This is a genomic window from Leisingera sp. ANG-DT, assembly GCF_000813785.1.
Classification (GTDB): Bacteria; Pseudomonadota; Alphaproteobacteria; order Rhodobacterales; family Rhodobacteraceae; genus Leisingera.
The window spans coordinates 569,667-587,525 of sequence record NZ_JWLE01000001.1 but is presented as its reverse complement, the minus strand read 5'-3'; the positions used below and the strand labels follow the sequence as shown (position 1 = coordinate 587,525).

14 protein-coding genes are annotated in these 17,859 nt (G+C 59.0%); 6 read left to right on the top strand and 8 right to left on the bottom strand.

All coding sequences use genetic code 11. The annotated features are described in order from the left end of the window. The first annotated feature begins 24 nt into the window (after positions 1–24). Both RA21_RS22505 and RA21_RS02835 read left to right on the top strand, forming a co-directional pair. The gene (locus tag RA21_RS22505; RefSeq protein ID WP_152610462.1) at positions 25–405 is read left to right on the top strand and encodes a hypothetical protein; all 381 of its coding nucleotides are present in this window, start codon (positions 25–27) and stop codon (positions 403–405) included. 52 nt (positions 406–457) lie between these two features. Next, positions 458–1,174 carry an RlmE family RNA methyltransferase gene (locus RA21_RS02835; protein ID WP_019297815.1) on the top strand — a complete coding sequence of 239 codons (717 nt, stop codon included), beginning with the start codon at positions 458–460 and terminating at the stop codon, positions 1,172–1,174. Between the two features lie 6 nt (positions 1,175–1,180). Here the strand turns inward: RA21_RS02835 and RA21_RS02830 are convergent, their stop codons facing one another. Both RA21_RS02830 and RA21_RS02825 read right to left on the bottom strand, forming a co-directional pair. Further along, on the bottom strand, positions 1,181–1,369 hold the full coding sequence (locus RA21_RS02830) for a hypothetical protein (protein ID WP_039145985.1): 189 nt from the start codon (positions 1,367–1,369) through the stop codon (positions 1,181–1,183). Between the two features lie 129 nt (positions 1,370–1,498). Further along, positions 1,499–2,365 carry a YihY/virulence factor BrkB family protein gene (locus RA21_RS02825; protein WP_039145983.1) on the bottom strand — a complete coding sequence of 289 codons (867 nt, stop codon included), beginning with the start codon at positions 2,363–2,365 and terminating at the stop codon, positions 1,499–1,501. A gap of 145 nt (positions 2,366–2,510) precedes the next feature. On the opposite strand from RA21_RS02825, the gene cls reads away from it, so the two are divergent. After that, positions 2,511–3,926, top strand: a complete 1,416-nt coding sequence (gene cls, locus RA21_RS02820) for a cardiolipin synthase (RefSeq protein WP_039145982.1) — start codon at positions 2,511–2,513, stop codon at positions 3,924–3,926. On the opposite strand, the gene RA21_RS02815 is transcribed toward cls, so the two are convergent. Then, positions 3,923–4,372, bottom strand: coding sequence for a potassium channel family protein (locus tag RA21_RS02815; protein WP_019297819.1), 450 nt, complete (start codon positions 4,370–4,372; stop codon positions 3,923–3,925). The two genes, cls and RA21_RS02815, sit on opposite strands and share 4 nt — an antisense overlap. Before the next feature lie 195 nt (positions 4,373–4,567). Between RA21_RS02815 and RA21_RS02810 the strand changes: the two genes are divergently transcribed. Genes RA21_RS02810 through RA21_RS02800 form a run of 3 tightly spaced genes read left to right on the top strand, consistent with a single transcriptional unit; the run spans position 4,568 to position 8,677 of the window. After that, positions 4,568–5,224 (top strand): ABC transporter ATP-binding protein, encoded by a 657-nt coding sequence (locus RA21_RS02810; protein ID WP_039145980.1) that lies wholly within the window; start codon positions 4,568–4,570, stop codon positions 5,222–5,224. Beyond that, positions 5,221–7,638 carry an ABC transporter permease gene (locus RA21_RS02805; RefSeq protein WP_039145977.1) on the top strand — a complete coding sequence of 806 codons (2,418 nt, stop codon included), beginning with the start codon at positions 5,221–5,223 and terminating at the stop codon, positions 7,636–7,638. The genes RA21_RS02810 and RA21_RS02805 overlap by 4 nt, the downstream gene beginning before the upstream one ends. Beyond that, on the top strand, positions 7,628–8,677 hold the full coding sequence (locus RA21_RS02800; protein WP_039145974.1) for a lipocalin-like domain-containing protein: 1,050 nt from the start codon (positions 7,628–7,630) through the stop codon (positions 8,675–8,677). Before RA21_RS02805 ends, RA21_RS02800 begins: the two co-directional genes overlap by 11 nt. Positions 8,678–8,704: 27 nt before the next feature. Here the strand turns inward: RA21_RS02800 and RA21_RS02795 are convergent, their stop codons facing one another. The 5 genes from RA21_RS02795 to RA21_RS02775 all read right to left on the bottom strand — a co-directional run bounded on the left by RA21_RS02795 (position 8,705) and on the right by RA21_RS02775 (position 17,823). Further along, positions 8,705–9,136, bottom strand: coding sequence for a universal stress protein (locus RA21_RS02795; RefSeq protein WP_039145973.1), 432 nt, complete (start codon positions 9,134–9,136; stop codon positions 8,705–8,707). Next, positions 9,133–11,742 carry a TRAP transporter permease gene (locus tag RA21_RS02790; RefSeq protein ID WP_039145970.1) on the bottom strand — a complete coding sequence of 870 codons (2,610 nt, stop codon included), beginning with the start codon at positions 11,740–11,742 and terminating at the stop codon, positions 9,133–9,135. Before RA21_RS02790 ends, RA21_RS02795 begins: the two co-directional genes overlap by 4 nt. Positions 11,743–11,855: 113 nt before the next feature. Further along, positions 11,856–12,821 (bottom strand): TAXI family TRAP transporter solute-binding subunit, encoded by a 966-nt coding sequence (locus RA21_RS02785; RefSeq protein WP_039145969.1) that lies wholly within the window; start codon positions 12,819–12,821, stop codon positions 11,856–11,858. Positions 12,822–13,608: 787 nt separating this feature from the next. Then, complete coding sequence (locus RA21_RS02780; protein WP_019297826.1) at positions 13,609–16,734, bottom strand: efflux RND transporter permease subunit; 3,126 nt, start codon at positions 16,732–16,734, stop codon at positions 13,609–13,611. A gap of 3 nt (positions 16,735–16,737) precedes the next feature. Next, positions 16,738–17,823, bottom strand: coding sequence for an efflux RND transporter periplasmic adaptor subunit (locus RA21_RS02775; protein ID WP_241483464.1), 1,086 nt, complete (start codon positions 17,821–17,823; stop codon positions 16,738–16,740). Between the last annotated feature and the right edge of the window lie 36 nt (positions 17,824–17,859).

Genomic DNA, 17,859 nt, shown 5'->3' with positions numbered 1-17,859 from the left:
AACAGAAGTTTCAGGGCGCCTCACATGTATTCGACCATCGCCATAGCTTACCGGCTAAGCACCGTTTCAGTGGCGGTTTCGGCACTGGAGGCTGCGGGTTTCCGGGTGTTTTGCCCAGGGCTCAACACAATTACTCTGCTACCGCATCACAGCCTGGCGTTTGGCGGGGTTCCTATCAGGGTTCCGTCTGAAAATGCAGCGGAGGCTTCGGAGTATCTTCACGCAATTCAGTGTGGTCATCTGACGTCATTGGCCACCGAAGACACCATAGACGAAGACCCGCCCGAGCCGGTCGTGAAGATTAGTTTTTGGGGCAAGGCTGCAAACCTTCTAGGATACCTGATATTCGGTGTATCCGCCCCATGGCAGGAACTTGCGCTACCCAAGAAAAAAGCATCGCCTTGATCCAGACGGGCCAAGAGGTTATCTGCAGCCCTCACTGTCGGAGAAAACGCACATGGCAAAGACCCCCACTGGTAAAAACACTTCCGGCCGCGGGCAGCGGGATCTGAAGGTCAATGTGAAGACAGCGCGCGGGCGCAAGCTCAGTTCAACCCGCTGGCTGCAGCGGCAGTTGAACGACCCCTATGTGAAACGCGCACAGGCTGAAGGCTACCGCGGGCGTGCAGCCTACAAGATCATGGAACTGGACGACAAGTACCGCTTCCTGGTGAATGGCGCCCGGGTTGTCGACCTAGGCTGCGCACCGGGAGGCTGGGCACAGGTGGCAGTGAAGCGGATCAATTCGCTGGGTGAGAAACAAGGCAAGGCCGTCGGCCGCATTATTGGTATCGACCTGCAAGAGGTCGAGCCACTGGCAGGTGCTGAGTTCCATCAGCTCGATTTCATGGATGACGGAGCTGACGAGCAGGTCAAGGAATGGCTGGGCGGAAAGGCCGACGTTGTAATGTCAGACATGGCGGCTGCCAGTTCCGGCCACAAGCAGACCGACCATTTGCGGATCATTTCTCTCTGTGAAACCGCGGCCTATTTTGCCTTTGACGTGCTGGAGGAAGGCGGCACCTTTGTCGCCAAGGTTCTGGCTGGTGGCGCCGAGGGCGAACTGCAAAAGCTTCTGAAACAGAAATTCACCAAAGTGATGAACATCAAGCCGCCCTCCTCGCGGTCGGACAGCTCTGAGAAATTTGTGGTGGCCACGGGTTTCCGCGGCTGAACCGGGTCAGACCCGGCGATTATGAGGCGTGGTCAGCGACCGCGCGGCCAAGGTGCGCAGCAGAATGGCCTCTTCGCCTTCTTCATCAGTCAGGCGGGACACCCGCAGCTTGCAGCCGGCATTGCTGCCCATCCCGCGCTGCCGCATCAGCTCAAACAGACGCATGCGGCGCAGTTTGTTTTGCAATTTTGTCATGATGGCCCCTTCTGGTTCCGCTGCTTTTCTGCAGTTCTAGAGACCGATCGGGCTGAGATCGGGGCGTAATTGAGGCGAATCTGCCTTATTGTTGAATAAATGGAAACAGTTGCAGCAAAACCGCAGGCGCTATGTCCGGCCCATGCTGTTTGCCATGTCAATCAGGGCGCCATTGAATTCCGCGCCTAGAATCAGAATGGCAGAGTTCAGATACAGAAAGATCATCGCTGCCATGGCGCCTGCAAGGCCCGCGTAGGTGGCAGAGTATTGGGCAAAAGACCCAACATAGACGGCAAAGCCGCTGCCGCAGATCAGCCACAGCAGCAATGTCAGGATCGCACCCGGCAAGATTCGCCGGATTCGGTGCACCCGTCCCGGCAGCAGCAAATGAAATGCCAGCACCGCGCCTGCTGGTAGCGCCAGGGCCAGAAGCCCTCTCAACCCCTGCTCCCAGCCTTGCGGCACGGTCGCAAAAGGCAGGAGTTTGGTAATGTGGCGAACATACAGGGGCATGATGACTTCGAATACGGTGACTGCCAGAATGCCTGCCCCGCCAAGAATAACCAGTGCGATGCACAGTGCCCGCGACCTCCAGTAAGGCCGGGTATCCGTATCGTGATAAGCTTGGACCATGGCCGTGCGAACGGCATCAACCCCGTTTGAGGCAAAATACAGCGCGAACAATCCGCCCAGAGTGACCAATTGGGTGTTTGATGTCCGCAGTACCGCCTTAAGTTCAGTCAAAATGGGCCGGGCCACCGCATCGGGCCAAACGCTGAACACCTGTTCAGTCATCGCCTCCACCTCAACCTCCTGTGACAGCAGGCCCGCAACCGTGCCCGCAAGCGCGACGGTGAACAGCACAAAAGGAAACAGCGCCAGCATCATCGACATCGCGATGTGGCTGCTCATCACCCAGCCGTTTTTTCTGTTGAACCGGCCGGCGGCGGTCATCAAGGCGGCTGGCCACATGCGGATTGGCGGAAGGATCGGCATACCGGTAACGTCCCACAACTTCAGGGCAAACGCCAGCCGCAATGCGTGGTCTGTTCCGTGACAACCTAAGTGCTGCCCCGTCCGGGTATGGCGGCAAGCCAGGTTCAGTATTAGTCTGACACATAGACAGTTTTTGGAGCCCGCAATGTTCTGGATTGTTCTCAGCACCGCTGTACTTGCTGCAACCTGGACGGCTGCCGGCCTGGCTGCGCTCAGTGCGGCGCGCACCGCGCGGACACCTCAAGGAGCCATTGGCTGGGTTGTTTTCCTGCTGGCTGCGCCGGTCCTTGCCCTGCCCGCTTATATGATCTTTGGGCACCACCGGTTCAAAGGATACTGGACAGCCCGCGAGGCCGCGGAACAGGCCGTCATCCCAAAGCGGAACTACACCAGCGCCCAATCAAAGGATGCATCAGCACTGGCTGTCAACACAGCGCCGTTTGAGGCGATCGCAGGTCTGAACATTTGCCGCGGAAATGGGGTGGATCTCCTGGTCAACGGCACCGAGACTTTCAAAACTATCTTCGAAGCCATTGAAAATGCGCAAGACTACATCCTGCTCCAGTATTACATACTGCGTGCCGATAACCTAGGAATGCAATTGCAGTCCCGGCTGATCGCCGCAGCAGAGCGCGGCGTAACGGTCTGGTTCATGACGGACAGCATTGGCAGCCGCAAGTTACCCCAGGACTACAAACACGCGCTGGTGGCTGCTGGCATCAACATGGTTGATCCAGCGGTTCAGCGCGGTCCCTGGCACCGGTTACGGATTAATTTCCGCAATCACCGGAAAACTGTGATTGTCGACGGTCACACAGGTTTCACCGGAGGGCTGAACGTCGGGATTGAATATCTGGGACAGAACCCGGAGTTTGGACCGTGGCGGGATACGCATGTACGGCTGGTTGGGCCTGTGGTGCTGCAGCTTCAACTGTCCTTTGCCGAAGATTGGCACTGGCGCACCCAGGAGCCGATCCTGGATCTTCTCAACTGGGAACCCGAGCCGTCGCCTCAGAATCTGCCCGCGCTGATCGCCTCCACCGGCCCCGGAGACACGACCGGAAACGGTTCAATGCTCTATTTTTCTGCCATCACTGCGGCGCAGCGCAGAGTGTGGCTGGCGTCCCCGTATTTTGTTCCTGACCAAGACGTTTTTGCAGCTCTGAAACACGCTGGTCTGCGAGGCATCGATGTCAGGGTGCTGCTGCCGGAGACCATCGATCACCATCTGCCGTGGCTTGCCAGCTTTGCATTTTTTGATGAACTTCGCGAAGCCGGTGTCCGCATCCTGCGCTATCAGGGCGGTTTCATGCATCAAAAGTGTTTTGTCGTCGACGACACCATTGCCGGAATCGGAACCGCAAATCTGGACAACCGGTCTTTCCGGCTGAATTTTGAAACCATGGCCTTGTTTTTCGATCAAGAGACGGCCGGCAAGGTTGCAAACATGCTTGCCAAGGACTTTCGGAATGCAAAGGAACTCGCCGTTGGACTCGGCCAGCAAAATCAGCGGATCCGCCTGCTGGCTCCGATGGCCCGCCTGCTGGCACCGGTGCTTTAATCCCTGCCGCCAGTGTGTTGCCCATTAAAGGAAAACAACCGCCCCATTGCGCTGACAAGGAAGGCGGTGCTTATGCCGAAGCCGAACAGCCCTGTAACCGCAGCAAGGGCAGCAAAAATCCTGAGCGCCGGGCCCAGAACCACATCGCCGTAGCCCAGCGTGGTATAGGTCACCAGTGAAAAATAGACGGAGGTATTCCAATCCTCAATCGCACCAACCATGACAAAGGCAGCGGACCAGATCCAAACTTGAGCGGTGTGGCTGCCTAGAATGATGAAAATCGCCACAACGAGCATAAGACCCAATTGCCAGGGCCTATAGGGTTTGGAAAACCGGCTGGACAACCGGTTCAGAACCGAGGCGCACCAGACCAGGATGGTGATTTCCAGGATCAGGCAAGTGCTGAGGTAGATTGATCCCCACAGTAGCTGGTTCCACAGCGTCACGCCGGACCTCCTGTTGTGAATTCGCTTTGGCAACGCTTGGCTGCACCATAGAAATCCTGCCCGCAATTGGCAATTGCATCATACCAGCCTGAAGCGCTGACCGCGCGGCACGAGCAGCGGTCTGGACATCCTTGTCGCTAGGGTATTGAGTGCCTTAGCAGCATGTGAAGGCCCAAGATGCAAAGGTTGCCGCATATGGTTCTGACAATCCGAGATGTAACCAAATGCTATCCGGGACAAACGGAGGAAACAGCTGTGCTGCGCGGCGTGTCCTTGGATCTGGCAGCGGGCAGCAGCCTGGCTTTGACCGGGGAAAGCGGCTCCGGCAAAAGCACCCTTCTGCATCTGGCCGGGGCGCTGGATCAGTTCGACAGCGGAGAGATTGAAATTGCCGGAACCCGCCTGTCCGGGCTGAGCGACAGCCAGCGGGCGGCGCTGCGCCGGAACGATGTTTCTATTGTTTTTCAGCAATTTAATCTGATACCTTCACTTGACACCGGAAAGAATATCGCGCTGCACGCCCGGCTGGGTGGCACGTGGGACGAGGGCTGGGGGATGCGGCTGACAGACCGCCTGGGCCTGTCCGGTCTTCTGGAACGCTATCCTGAGCAATTGTCCGGCGGACAGCAGCAGCGTGTGGCCATCGCCCGCGCTCTTGCTGTGCGGCCCAGGCTGCTGCTGGCGGATGAACCGACCGGCAATCTGGATGAAGCCGCCAGTGCCGCCGTAATGGAACTGATGCTGGACCTGGTGCGCGAAAGCGGTACCGCACTGTTTCTTGTCACCCATTCTGCAGCCATCGCGCAGTTGCTGGACCGGCGTCTGCATCTGCACCACGGCATGGCCAAATGACAGCCGCGGCGTTTCTGGCCATTCTGTCACATTGGCGGCGCCATCCGCTGCAGCTGGCAACTCTGATCGCTGGCCTGGCGCTTGCGGCTGGCTTATGGTCGGCAGTCCAAGCCATCAACGCCGAAGCCCGCGCGAGCTACGCCCGGGCAGCGGAACAGCTTGGCACCGCGGGTGTCGCCCGGCTGATCCCTGAATCTGGAACCATCTCCGTTGCCCGCTACGCCAGCCTGCGCCGTTCCGGTTGGCAGCTGGCCCCGGTACTGGAAGGCGTTATTAGGTTTGAGCGGCAAAACTTTGATATCATGGGAGTTGATCTTCTGCAGCACCCGCTGGCCCCGGCCCTAACCAAGGCCGCGGAAGCAGAGGCTGTTTCTCCGCTGGAGGCATTGCTGCCGCCCGGACGAATTTTTGCACACCCCGAAACGGCAACGCAATTGGCCGCATCTCAGAATGTCCACCCGGTCACTGAAACGGAGGCTCTGCCGCCAGGAGTGGCCTTAGCGGATCTCAGCCTTGCCAGCCGGCTGCTGCGGCGCCCCGACAGCCTGAGCTACCTGTTGGTTCTACCGGACCAGGCCCAGGGGCTGAAACCTCTGAGCAACCTGGCGCCCGGCTTGACTCTTGTCCCTGCCAGCACAGCTGCCTCGGAGACGGCGCGGCTGACGGACAGTTTCCATCTGAACCTCACCGCCTTCGGCCTGCTGTCCTTTGCCGTTGGCCTGTTCATCGTCCAGGGCACCATCGCGCTGAGCCTTGAACAGCGTCGCGGTATGATCCGGACGCTGCGAAGCCTTGGAGTACCGATGCGGCTCGTGTCCGGCCTTATTGCTGCGGAACTGGCCTTCCTCGCGCTGGCCGCGGGCATTGCCGGGCATGCAGGCGGCTATCTGGTGGCAGCCGTATTGCTGCCCGGCGTCAATGCCACCCTGGCCGGGCTGTATGGCGCGCCTGTGGATGGCAGCCTCTCCCTGCGTCCGGGCTGGGTTCTTTCAGGTTTGGCAATGACACTTGGCGGCACATTCCTGGCTGGTGCGCAATCCCTCTTTGCGCTTTGGCGCATGCCGTTGCTAGCAGCCCCCGCAACTCATGCCCGGGGTCAGAATGCCCGCCGTTCGCACTTGGCCGGAGCTGTGTGCGGAGTGGCTTCAATCGCCGGTGGCGTATTGATACTCACAATGTTTCAAGGGCTTATTTCCGGTTTTGCATTTCTTGGCGCCCTCATGCTAGGCGCCGCGTTGCTGCTGCCGCTGCTGGTTTCAACCGGGCTATCGCTTGGGGCGCGCTTAGCAAAGCGCCCCTTCGCTGAATGGTTATGGGCGGACACCCGGGCGCAACTGCCCGGTATGTCACTGGCTCTGATGGCACTTCTGCTGGCGCTGGCTGCAAACATTGGCGTTGGCACCATGGTATCCAGTTTTCGTTTAACCTTTACTGGCTGGTTGGATCAGCGCCTGTTTGCAGAGGTCTACGTCACCACCGCAAGTGATGTTCAGGGTACTGAACTGGCAAGTTGGCTGGATGCGCGGGGCATCAAAGCTTTGTCACGCCGTTACCATGACACCCGTTTCAAAGGGGCGCCCTTACGCATTTACGGATTTGAAGACGATACTGCCTACCGCAGCAACTGGCCGCTGCTGGACGCGCTGCCGGACGTATGGGATCAGGCTGTCAGCGGGCAGGCCGTGCTGGTCAACGAACAGCTTGCGCGCCGCCATGGGCTGGCCCCAGGCGACCGCTTTGAACTTGAACCGGGATGGCAGCTGCCCATCGCCGGGGTTTACTCCGATTATGGCAATCCCCACGGGCAGGCAATGGTTTCCATGCCATCTCTTCTGGAGCATGCACCAGACATTCCCAACCGCCAATTCGGACTGCGCGTTGCTTCGCATGACATCTCTGGACTGATCAACTCAATTCGGGAAGAGTTTGATATCCCAAGAAAAAACATCACCGATCAGGCCACTGCAAAAGCCCGGTCACTCGCCGTGTTCGACAGGACCTTTGTGATCACCGCTGCGTTGAACCTGTTGACGCTTGGAGTGGCAGGATTTGCCCTTCTGACCAGCCTGCTAACCCTTTGGAACCAGCGCCTGCCGCAGCTCGCGCCGGTCTGGGCGATGGGGCTCACCCGCCGTCAGCTGGCTTCTGCGGAAATCCTGCGCAGCCTGCTTCTGGCGGCTGTCACAGCAGTCCTGGCCCTTCCGCTGGGACTGGTGCTGGCCTGGGCCCTCCTGTCGGTTATTAATGTAGAAGCTTTTGGCTGGAAGCTGCCGATGTATCTGTTTCCTCTGGATTGGCTGCGCCTGTTCCTGCTGGCGCTTCTCGCTGCAGTGATTGCCGCAGCACTGCCAGCCCGGTGGCTCAGCCGGATCGATCCGGCGGAACTGCTCAGGGTATTTACCAATGAACGCTAGGATTGCCTTGTCTGCGCTGATTTGCGTCTGGGCCACGTCTGCTTTGCCGCAGGGTTATGCCGGGCTGGGAACAGTCGCGGAGGGTTTTGCCTTTCCGCAACAGGAAACCCGGTTGGAATTTCCTCTCGATCACGGCCCCCACCCGGACTTTCGTATTGAGTGGTGGTACTTGACCGCAAACCTTATGGGGGAAGATGGAGCCGACTACGGCATCCAGTGGACGCTGTTCAGATCAGCCTTGGCTCCTGGCGAGGCGGAAAGCTGGCAAAGCCCGCAAATCTGGATGGCGCACGCCGCAGTGACCAGCGAGGATCAGCATTTATTTGCGGAACGCATTGCCCGTGGCGGCGTGGGTCAGGCAGGTGTTCAATCTATGCCTTTTGAAGCCTGGATCGATAACTGGGTGATGCGCTCCTCCGATGAAACGATTGAAAAGATTTCTCTTTCTGCTGACGGGCGGAATTTTTCCTACGATCTGGCTCTTAGCGCTGACGGGCCGCTGATCCTGCATGGAGATCACGGGTACTCGGTCAAATCCGCCAGCGGACAGGCGAGTCATTACTATTCCCAGCCCCACTACCAGGTTTCTGGCACAATTGAGCTGCCCGACGGACCTGTGAAGATCACAGGCCATGGCTGGCTGGACCGGGAATGGTCAAGTCAGCCGCTGGCAGAAGATCAAAGCGGCTGGGACTGGTTCTCGCTCAGCTTTGGCAACGGTGAGAAGTTGATGGGGTTTGTTCTGCGCAGCGAAACCCGTGATTTTACATCCGGCACTTGGATTTCTGCTGACGGCACGGCTGAGCCGCTGACACCGGGATCATTTAAGGCGACCCCCTTGAAAACCAGCCATGTTAAGGGGCGAGAGATTCCCACACGCTGGCAAGTAAGCCTGCCTGCCAAGAGGGTTTCCGTTGAAGTACAAGCGCTTAATCCGCAAAGCTGGATGGGTACCTCGTTTTCCTATTGGGAAGGGCCGGTCACGGTGACAGGCAGTCACAGCGGCAAGGGCTACCTTGAGATGACGGGTTATGAGTAAGGGCGCCCGCAGGCGCCCTTATTCAGCTTATCGGACCACAAAGACCGAACAGTCCGAGTGGCGGATCACCCGGGCCGCGTTTGGCCCAAGCAGGTAATCCTTCAGATCCGGCTTATGCGCGCCGATCACGATCAGCCCGCTGCCTGCAGTTTCCGCGACCTTCAGAATCTCCTGATAAGCCGTCCCGGTCGCCACCAGATGGCGGACCTTGGCATTGCGCTCCTTACCAAGAACGCTATCGCACAGGTCGGTCAGCCGTTGCGTTGTGTCCTTGACCGCCTTTTCGTGGTGATGCTCCTCGAAAAAGCCCGAGACCCAGCTCTCGCCAAAGTCAGGCAGCACGTTGACAACATCCAGCTGGGCCCCGTCCAGTTCGGCCAGTCGGGCAGCCTGGGACAGGACCTTTTCGTCCAGATTCTGATCGTTCAGCTCCAGAGCGCAAAGAACGGGTTTGCTCATGCTGTTACTCCTTCCTCTTCACGCGCGCGGCCGCGCTGCATCAGGGCAACCAGCGCCACCAGCAGCAGCGCCGGCAGGAACATCAGCTCCTTCGGCAACTGGCTGGCAGGCGCCTGGATCGCTACGATCTGCACCGGCTCGTCGGCGTAGAAATCAAAGCTTTCCAGGTTTGGCGCTGCCGGGGTGCCGAACATCGGCTCCTCTACCTTGACCACACTGTCCTCCTCCAGCAGCAGCAGGCCATAGGCATCCACCGCCGCCTGCCCGTCCGAACCATCAGCAGTCATGATCATCGTGGTGCTCTTGATTTCAGAGGTATCGAAATCAGGCCCCTCCACGGTGATCCGCAGCTCTGCTCCCGGTTCCGCGTCACTCAACGCTTGCGCCAGCTGGGCCGGCGGCACCTGCGCATAGGGCGGCATCACCCGGTCCATGAAGAAGTCCGGCCTGAACAGCGCAAAGGCTGCAAAGATCAGCAGGATGCTTTCATAGATCCGGTTGCGGCTGACGAAATAGCCCATGGTGCCAGCAGTAAAGACCAGGATGGCGATAGTGGCTGATATGGCAACGAGTATGCCTTGCATCCAGTTCACATCAATCAGCAGCAGATCTGTATTGAAGATGAACACAAACGGCAGTGCCACAGTCCGCAAGCTGTAGAAGAAAGCGGTAAAACCGGTGCGGATCGCATCGCCGCCCGACACGGCCGCCGCCGCAAAGCTGGCAAGCCCCACAGGCGGTGTCACATCGGCCATGATCCCGAAGTAGAACACAAACAGGTGCACGGCGATCAGCGGCACGATCAGGCCGGACTGCGCGCCCAATTCCACCACCACACCGGCCATCAGCGAGCTAACGACGATGTAGTTTGCGGTGGTAGGCAGGCCCATACCCAGAACAAGGGACAAGAGGCCGACCATCACCAGCATCAGGATCAGATTGCCGCCAGATACGAACTCGACCAGATCAGCCATCACCTGTCCCACACCAGTCAGCGTCACGGTGCCTACGATCACGCCTGCGGTGGCGGTTGCCAGCGCAATGCCAATCATGTTGCGGGCACCGTCGATCAGGCCGTTCCAGAGATCATGAACCCCTTCGACAAAGGCGTTTGCCATGTTGCTTTGGCCGCGGAAGATCGCCTTGAGCGGCTTCTGGGTCAGAAGGATCACAAACAGCAGTGCGGTGGCCCAGAAGGCCGACAACCCAGGCGACTTCTGCTCAATCATCAGGAAGTAGACCAGCACAATGATCGGCAGCAGGTAATGCAGGCCTGCCTTGTAAATCTCGGCGACAACCGGCAGTTCCACCTCTTGCGCATTTGGGTCATCCGGCACCAGATCATCAACGCCGGAGGCCAGCCACAGCAGCGCAATATAAGCGGCGACAACAAGCGCAGACAGGGTAAGACCGGAGGCGCCCGGTATCGCAGAAACAATCCACTTCACCGGATACTGAACGCCATAGCACAGCGCCGCAAAGCCTGCGAAGAACAGCGCCATGCCGCCAATAGTGCGGCCCATGGAGACGACGCGGTTGCCCAGCGTCGGCATGTTCCGCTTCACCGCTTCCAGATGCACGATATAGACCAGCGCGATGTAGGAAATCGCTGCCGGCAGGAAGGCATGGGTGATCACCTCGACATAGGAGATGCCCACGTATTCCACCATCAGGAAGGCCGCAGCCCCCATCACCGGCGGCATGATCTGGCCGTTCACAGAGGATGCAACCTCGACCGAGCCTGCCTGCTCAGAGGTGAAGCCCACCCGCTTCATCAGCGGAATGGTGAAGGTGCCGGTGGTGACCACGTTGGCGATGGAGGAGCCGGAGATCAGGCCGGTTGCGGCAGAACCTACAACAGCCGCCTTGGCCGGGCCGCCGCGCAGGTGGCCAAGCGCCCCGAATGCCATTTTGATGAAGTAGTTACCCGCCCCAGCCTTATCCAGCAGCGCGCCGAACAGCACAAAGAGGAAGACGAATTTGGTAGAGACCCCCAGCGCAATGCCGAACACTCCCTCGGAGGTGATCCACATGTGGCTCATCGCCTTTTTCAGGCTGGCGCCCTTCCAGCGGATAACCTCGGGCACCCAATCGGAGGAGCCGAAGAATACATAAGCCAGGAAGATGGTCGCGATGATCGCCATCGCCGGGCCAAGCGCGCGGCGGGCGGCTTCGAACAGCAGGATCAGGCCAGCGAGGGCAAACCACTTGTCCATGTCATCGGCCAAGCCGCCGGAATCAACGATTTTCTGATAGAAAATGTAGCCGTACATCGCGATTGCAGTTCCGGCCAATGCGAAAATCCAATCCTGGAACGGGATGTAATTCCGCGGGCTGGATTTCAGCGCAGGATAGGCCGCGTAGGCCAGGAAAATAGCAAAGGCCAAATGGATTTGGCGTGAGTTGTTCACCACGCTGCCAGGCAGCAGCAGGTTGGCCACCGGCGAGGCCAGGATGACTTGGAACACGGACCAGATAACGGCGACGATTGCCAGGAACAGCCCCACGCTTCCCACCGGGTTGCGGGCGCCGGCGTCGGAGGACGCGACCAGTTCCTGAAGCTCTTCTTCGCTGAGCGGCCGATTTCCCTGAGCATCGGATGTCATGGATAATCTCCCCTGCGGCCGCCGTTTTCCGGGGCCGGAATAGTCAAGCCCGGGCCTTTGGCCTCAGGCAAAAACGGGGCGCTTGATGCGCCCCGTTCCTGTTGTCTGGCGGATTATTCGATCCAGCCTTTTTCTTTGTAGTACTTCTCTGCGCCCGGATGCAGCGGCGCCGACAGGCCGTCCGCGATCATCTCTTCCGGCTTCAGGTTGGCAAACGCCGGATGCAGCTTCTGGAAGGCTTCAAAGTTTTCGAAGACAGAGCTCACCACTGCATACACCGCATCCTCAGACACGTCGGAGGAAGTCACGAAGGTCGCGCCGACACCAAAGGTGTTGGTGTCATTGTCGGACCCGCGGTACATGCCGCCCGGGATGGTGGCGGTACGGTAGAAGGAGTTGTCGCCCACCAGTTTTTCCACGGCTTCGCCGTCCACGGTCACCAGAACCGAGTCACAGGCGGTGGTGGCTTCCTGGATGGAACCGGACGGGTGGCCAACGGTGTAGATCATCGCGTCGATCTGATTGTCGCACAGCGCTGCGGACTGTTCTGCCGCTTTCAGCTCAGTTGCCAGGGCGAAATCTTCCATGCCCCAGCCCTTGGCTTCCATCAGAACTTCCATGGTGCCGCGCTGGCCGGAGCCCGGGTTGCCGATGTTGACGCGCTTGCCCTTGAGGTCGTCAAAGGTGGTGATGCCTGCATCTGCACGGGCAACAACGGTGAAGGGTTCCGGATGCACGGAGAACACCGCGCGCAGACCTTCGAAGGGACCCGCTTCCTCGAACTTGGAGGACCCGTTGTAGGCATGATACTGCCAGTCGGATTGGGCTACGCCGAACTGCAGCTCGCCCTCGCGGATTGTGTTGATGTTGTAGACCGAGCCACCAGTGGATTCGACGGCGCACTTGAAGCCGTGCTCCTTGCGGCCCTTGTTCACCAGACGGCAGATGGCGCCGCCGGTCGGGTAGTAGACGCCGGTCACGCCGCCGGTGCCGATGGTGATGTATTCCTGAGCAAATGCTGCAGGCGCCGAAAAGGACGCCGCCACCAATGCACCGATAGCCAGCTTGGTGTGTTTCATGATCAAGTCTCTCCCACTTGTCTTATGAATTGCAGCTTGTTCGCGTCCGCCTGAAATACAATTCTGCGGTCGTCCCACAGCCGTTTGTTCTGGCTCGCAAAGCAAGCTGTGTGCGGATTATTTTGCACGCGCAGAAGGGTTCCACTGCCACCGTCGCAAGTCAAGACTGCTATTTATTGACGCACCCTCTTTGGCTCCTTTTTTCCCCTTATTGAGGCTAGTTAGAGATTTTTCCCCGCAAACGCATGGCGCTTCATCACGGTCAAAGCGCAAAGTTTTTTCTTGCAGGGAAAGATCAGTTGAGCGCGATTCTTAATTGCCTCCCATTGAACCCGAAGACTTAAAATCGCTTATGCTGAAGTTTCCTGCTGCTTTACCCGCACGTAAAATCAACCGGTGACAAACCGCAGCAAGTTGGCTATGAAACAGCCCATAAAAAAATTTGAGCCACGGTTTAAGAAACGCCGGGGCCGTTACCAGCAATTGACAGGGAGCTTGCAGCTATGCTGCTGAGCCAAGTAATTTTCAGCAATCCGTCCCTGACGGACTTTTGGGCTTTGGAACGATGCGTTTCCGCCCAGGCCCGTCGGCTACCCCGAGAAATCAGCGCCCCGCTGACGTGTGATGTGGAGCCCGAATTCCGGTGCACGCCTCGCAAATGGGAGTTGATTCTCGCCGAAGCGCATGAGCGCGGCCTGAGAGCGCGGCAAGCAGCCTGACACTTCTTTGATCTGTGAAAATCTGAGATGGCGCCCCGGCTACCTGACGGCAGCCGGGGATATTTTGGTTACTCGGCCGCGCTGGTTTGGGACTCACCTTTGATACGCTCACGCATGGCTTGCATCATCGCGTAAAGCACAGGCACAACAATCACGCCGACAACAGTCGCCGCCAGCATGCCACCAAACACGGCAATGCCGATTGCCTTCTGGCTGGCAGCGCCGGCACCCGAAGCAATCAGCAGCGGCACCACGCCCAGCAGGAAGGACAATGCAGTCATCATGACAGCGCGGAAGCGCTGCTTGGCTGCTTCATGCGCGGCTTCGCGGATGCTGAGGCCAGCGGCCCTCTGCTCCATCGCGAACTCCACTATCAGGATCGCGTTTTTGGAGGCCAGGCCGATCAGCATGATCATCCCGATTTGGGTGTAGAGGTTGATGTCATTGCCAGCAATCGCCACCGCAGCGACGGCCCCGAAAAGTGCAACAATCACCGACAGCAGAATGGCAACCGGCATCGTCCAGCTTTCGTATTGCCCAACCAGGAACAAGTAGCCGAACAGCACCGCCATCGCCAGGATCACTGTCACCAGCCCAGCCGAGTCCAACTGCTGCTGTGCGGTACCGGTCCACTCAAAAGCATATCCCGGCGGCAGCGCGGTAGCGGCCTCCTCCTGCATCACCCGGATCGCGTCGCCAGTTGACAACCCCGGTGCCGGAACCGCGGTAACGGTCGCTGAGCGGAAGATGTTGTGCCGCTTCAGAAGCACCGGCCCGAGTACGTTCTCTACGTCGATCAAAGTCGACAGCGGCACCATCTCACCCGACTGAGCCCGAACATACAGGCCGCCGATATCCTCGATCTTGTCGCGGTAGGACCCCTCTGCTTGCAGCATCACCTTGTAGACGCGGCCAAACAGGTTGAAGTCGTTGACGTAGTAGGAGCCCAGATGCGCCTGCATGGTTTGGAACACCTCAGCAATCGGCACGTTCAGCGTCTTGGCCTTTTCCCGGTCCAGATCGACAAACACCTGGGGCACATTGGCCCGGAAGGTGGTGTAGGACTGGGCAATCTCAGGCCGTTGGTTGGCTGAATAAACCAGCGAGCCGACCGATTGCGCCAGGTCTTGCGGGGTACCGCCTGCGGTCTGCTGCACCGCCATTTCGACACCGGCCGACATGCCCAGGCCGGAAATCGGCGGCGGGTTGAAGGCAACGATACTGGCCGCGGCCTCGCTGTTGGCAATGCCATAGATCTGGCCGAGTATTGCGTTGGGCTGCAGCGTCTCGTCTTGCCGTTCATCCCAAGGCGACAAGTTGGCGATAATCATCGCACCATTGGCGCTGGCGCCGTTCAGCAGGCTGAAACCGTTCACAAGCACGGTGCCTTGCACGCCAGGGATATCCCGGATCAGCTCGTCGATCCGGCGCGTCACCGTCTCTGTCCGCCCCAGCGCCGCCGCATCAGGCAGCTGAACATCAACAAACAGATAGCCGTTGTCCTCAGCCGGCAGAAAACCCTTGGAGGTCGAATTGAAGACCGCGCCGGTTCCCAAGGCCACCGCAGCGATGATTGCCAGCCCGATCACAGGCAGCCGCAGCAGCCGGGTCACGATGCTGAGGTACCCGCTGCGCACCCCGCCGATTGCATTCTCAAACATCGCCAGCAGGCCCTTGGGCGGGCCCGAACGGGGTTTGAGCACAATGGCGCAAAGTGCCGGCGACAAGGTGAGCGCATTGACCGAGGAAATCACCACAGCAACGGAGATCGTCACAGCAAATTGCGAATAGAGCTTGCCGGTGATCCCGGGCATGAAGGTGACCGGCACAAACACCGCCAGCAGCACCAGCGTGGTTGCGATAACCGGGCCGGTGATCTGCCCCATCGCTTTGCGGGTCGCATCGGGCGGTGACAGCCCTTCCTCGGCAATGATGCGCTCGACGTTCTCAACCACCACGATGGCGTCATCCACCACGATGCCGATCGCCAGCACCAGCGCAAACAGCGAGATGGTGTTGAGCGACATGCCAAGCGCCAGCAAGAAGGCAAAGGTGCCGATCAGGGAAACCGGAATCGCCACGGCCGGAATGATCGTGGCGCGGAACGACCCCAGGAAGATGAAAACAACCGAAATCACCAGCACGAAGGTCATCATCAGGGTGGAAATCACATCGTTCAGTGATTGTTCGACGAAATCTGTGGTGTTGAATGGCACCGCGTAAGAAACGTCCTCGGGGAAATCCGCAGACAGGCGTTCCATTTCCGCAAGCACATTCTCCGACACCGCAAGCGCGTTGGCGCCCGGAGCCTGGTAGACCGCCAGAATGGTGGCCGGGACACCGTCAAAGAAGCCCGAAGAGCTGTAGTTCGAAGCGCCCAGTTCCACCTTGGCAATATCCCTCAGCCGCACGGTGCTGCCGCCGTCGCCAGTTCGAATGACGATATCTTCGAACTCGCTGACCTCAGTCAGCCGGCCCTTGGACTTGATCGTGTACTGGAACACCTGATCGCCTGGAACCGGTGGCGCCCCAACCTGCCCTGCCGACACCTCAATGTTCTGCTCCTGCACTGCGCTGACCACATCACCCGGCGAAATGCCCAGGCCTGCCATCTTGTTCGGGTCCAGCCAGACTCGCATGGCGTATTCGAAATTGGTCAGGATATCCGCTTTGCCGACGCCGTTCACACGCGCCAGCGCATCCTTGATGTTGATAGCGGCATAGTTTGACAGGAAGACGCTGTCATAGGACCCGTTGGGTGATGTCAGCGCCGTCACCAGCAGCATGTTGGAGGAGCTTTTCTGAGTGACAACCCCGTTGGCGTTGACCTCAGCGGGCAGCGAAGCAGTGGCCTGTGCCACCCGGTTCTGCACGTTGACCGACGCGATATCGGGATCGGTTCCGACCTCGAAGGTTACCGCCAGCGAATAGCTGCCGTTATCAGCTGAGGTTGAGGACATGTAGAGCATGCCGTCCACGCCATTGACCTGCGCTTCGATCGGCGCGGCGACGCTTTTTTCAACGGTTTCCGCATTGGCGCCGGTGTATGTGGCTGTGACATTCACCACTGGCGGCGTGATTTCCGGGAACTGCGCAACCGGCAGTGCGAAATAGCCGATGACGCCCATGACCGTCAGCACAAGGGAAATGACGATCGCGAACTTCGGCCTTGAGATGAAAGTTGAAGAGAACATTGCTTATTCTCCAGCCTGTGCTGCCATGACCGGATCCACCTCGACACCGGGACGGATCTTTTGCAGGCCTTCGACCACCACGGTCTCGCCTTTGGTCAGCCCGTCCAGCACAATAATTCCAGTGCCTTGCACGTCACCGGTTGCAATATAGCGCTGCTGCACCTGGTTATTTTCATCCACAACCAGAACAAACGGCCCCTGCTGGTCGCGCTGGATCGCTGCCTGGCTGATTACAATCCGGTCGACGGCCTCTTGCGACTGGAGCCCGACGGTCAAAAAGGCACCGTCCAGAATGAGGCGGTTGTCGTTCTTGAACTCCGCCCGGACAGTAACGGCCCCGGTTGCCGGGTCTACCCGGTTGCCTGCAAAGGCAATCCGTCCCTTTTCTTCCAGCTCAGCACCATTAGGCAGAACAACAAACACTTCCGGCGCGGTTTCTGTGTTTCCGCGATCGATTCCCTCGGCTTCCAGCTCCTGCAGGATTTCTACGAATTGTTTTTCGTTCAGCGAGAAGGAAACATAAACTGGCGCTTCACGCACAATATTCACCAGCGGCGATCCGCTGGGGCTGACCACATCCCCGATGCTAACCTCGACACGCCCTACACGGCCGGAAAACGGTGCATGGATCTCGGTGTAGCTCAGATCCAGCTCTGCCTGCTGGATCGCTGCTGCTGCGGCTCTCACCTGCGCCTCGGCCACCAGTTCATTCGCGCGAGCGGTATCCCGGTCCGCTTCCGGAACCGAACCGCGCTCGAACAGTTCCTGCTTTCGCGCCAAATCCAGCGAGGCCAGCTCCAAATTGGCCTCTGCCTGCGCCAGCTCCGCCCGGCGACTCTCCAGCACAGCCTCATAGGCGCTGCGTTCAATCCGGAACAGAACATCGCCTTTCTCGACCTCGGCACCATCCTTGACCAGGACCTCCTCCAGGTAGCCGTTGACCCGGGCCATGATGTCAGCCTTGTCGATTGCCTCGCCCCTACCAATGAAGGTTGCGGTGTCTTTGATCGGTTTGATTACCGCCTCGGAGACCGACACTTTGGGCGCGGTCCCTTGCTGCTGTGCCAGAGCTGAGCCTGCGGCAGTCAAGCTTACAGCAGTAATAAATGCCAGCCCGGTCCGGCC

Excerpts from the sequence above, each read along its gene's own strand:
- RA21_RS22505 (WP_152610462.1), top strand. The coding sequence starts at position 25 with ATGTATTCGACCATCGCCATAGCTTACCGGCTAAGCACCGTTTCAGTG.
- RA21_RS02835 (WP_019297815.1), top strand. The coding sequence starts at position 458 with ATGGCAAAGACCCCCACTGGTAAAAACACTTCCGGCCGCGGGCAGCGG.
- RA21_RS02830 (WP_039145985.1), bottom strand. The coding sequence starts at position 1,369 with ATGACAAAATTGCAAAACAAACTGCGCCGCATGCGTCTGTTTGAGCTG.
- RA21_RS02825 (WP_039145983.1), bottom strand. The coding sequence starts at position 2,365 with ATGCCGATCCTTCCGCCAATCCGCATGTGGCCAGCCGCCTTGATGACC.
- cls (WP_039145982.1), top strand. The coding sequence starts at position 2,511 with ATGTTCTGGATTGTTCTCAGCACCGCTGTACTTGCTGCAACCTGGACG.
- RA21_RS02810 (WP_039145980.1), top strand. The coding sequence starts at position 4,568 with ATGGTTCTGACAATCCGAGATGTAACCAAATGCTATCCGGGACAAACG.
- RA21_RS02805 (WP_039145977.1), top strand. The coding sequence starts at position 5,221 with ATGACAGCCGCGGCGTTTCTGGCCATTCTGTCACATTGGCGGCGCCAT.
- RA21_RS02800 (WP_039145974.1), top strand. The coding sequence starts at position 7,628 with ATGAACGCTAGGATTGCCTTGTCTGCGCTGATTTGCGTCTGGGCCACG.
- RA21_RS02795 (WP_039145973.1), bottom strand. The coding sequence starts at position 9,136 with ATGAGCAAACCCGTTCTTTGCGCTCTGGAGCTGAACGATCAGAATCTG.
- RA21_RS02790 (WP_039145970.1), bottom strand. The coding sequence starts at position 11,742 with ATGACATCCGATGCTCAGGGAAATCGGCCGCTCAGCGAAGAAGAGCTT.
- RA21_RS02785 (WP_039145969.1), bottom strand. The coding sequence starts at position 12,821 with ATGAAACACACCAAGCTGGCTATCGGTGCATTGGTGGCGGCGTCCTTT.
- RA21_RS02780 (WP_019297826.1), bottom strand. The coding sequence starts at position 16,734 with ATGTTCTCTTCAACTTTCATCTCAAGGCCGAAGTTCGCGATCGTCATT.